The 1,261-nt window shown below is 38.1% G+C and carries 2 protein-coding genes; both read right to left on the reverse strand.

Annotated features, from left to right (window positions below; all coding sequences use genetic code 11):
- Nucleotides 1-16 precede the first annotated feature (16 nt).
- Nucleotides 17-1,009: an IS3 family transposase gene (locus tag AB671_RS20310; protein WP_157444277.1), complete on the reverse strand. Its 993-nt coding sequence runs from the start codon at nucleotides 1,007-1,009 to the stop codon at nucleotides 17-19.
- Nucleotides 937-1,203, reverse strand: coding sequence for a transposase (locus AB671_RS20315; RefSeq protein WP_066678585.1), 267 nt, complete (start codon nucleotides 1,201-1,203; stop codon nucleotides 937-939). Before AB671_RS20315 ends, AB671_RS20310 begins: the two co-directional genes overlap by 73 nt.
- Nucleotides 1,204-1,261: the final 58 nt, after the last annotated feature.

Below are 1,261 nucleotides of genomic sequence, written 5' to 3' on the forward strand. Positions count from 1 at the left end.
TGTAATCTCACCCATCTTAAGTACACTCAAAAGTAGAGCTTTTGGTTAATAATTTCTTGTTGTCGTTGTTAAAATTTTGTTGAAATGTGGGAAACTCGTGGGCCTTAGCTTGGGCAAGTTTTCCATATTTCAATAAAAAGTCCCTTGGTGTGAGATATTGCAAAGCACTATGCGGCCGCTCATTATTATACATCCACATCCAGATTTCTGAATAATTTCTCATCTGTCTGATATTCTCAAAAAGGTAAACATCTAAGAATTCTGTCCGAAAAGTCCTGTTGAATCTTTCTACCAAAGAGTTTTGCGTTGGTTTTCCGGGCTGAATATACTGAATGACAATTCCGTTATTACTGCACCAGTCTTTTAGTTTTCCTGCAATAAATTCAGGGCCATTGTCAACCCTTATTCTTTCCGGTTTCCCACGCCAATCGATCAGCTGTTCCAGCTCGGAAACTACTCTTGCTGATGGTAAACTCGTGTCAATGGTAATATTCAGAATCTCTCTGTTAAAATCATCAATAATATTAAGGCTTCTAACGCTTTTACCATTCTCCAAAGTATCGTGCATAAAATCCATACTCCAGGTGATATTGGGATAAATAGGACGAAGCAATGGCTCTTTTACCCTTGCCGGAAGGCGTTTCTTACGTTTACTTCTTAAATTTAGCTTCATCGATTTGTAGATTTTGTAAACCCGTTTGTGGTTCCACCCGAACCCCAAGTTTCTCAAACGGTGATGCATCGTCCAGAATCCCCAGGTCTGATGCTCTTCTGCAAGCAATACCAGCTCTTCCCGGATCTTATCATCTTCATTGTTTTTCTTCTTTTTGTAATAAAATACCGAACTGTTTATGATGAAAAGTTTACACGCATTCCGAGTGCTTACTCCATGTTGTGATACGGAATAAACAACCAGTTCCCGCTTCTCAGAAGGTGTTACAGCTTTTTTGCAATTACATCTTTCATCACCACATTTTCCAGGGTAAGTTCCGCTACGATTTTTTTGTATTGCGAAAGTTCCTTTTCAAGTTCTTTCATCTTCGAGAGTTGCTGAACATCCAAACCACCATATTTGCTCTTCCATTTATAAAATGTCGGTTGGCTGATGCCGTGTTCCCGGCAAATCTCATTCACTGTTTTCCCTTGATTTTGCTCAGATAAAATCTTAATGATCTGAACTTCTGAAAATTTACTGTTTTTCATAGTCTTCCAAATTTAAAAACTATATTTTTAAATGTTCCTGTTTTTGGGGAAGATTACA

The organism is Chryseobacterium sp. BGARF1 (assembly GCF_001677955.1).
In the GTDB taxonomy this organism is placed as follows: domain Bacteria; phylum Bacteroidota; class Bacteroidia; order Flavobacteriales; family Weeksellaceae; genus Chryseobacterium.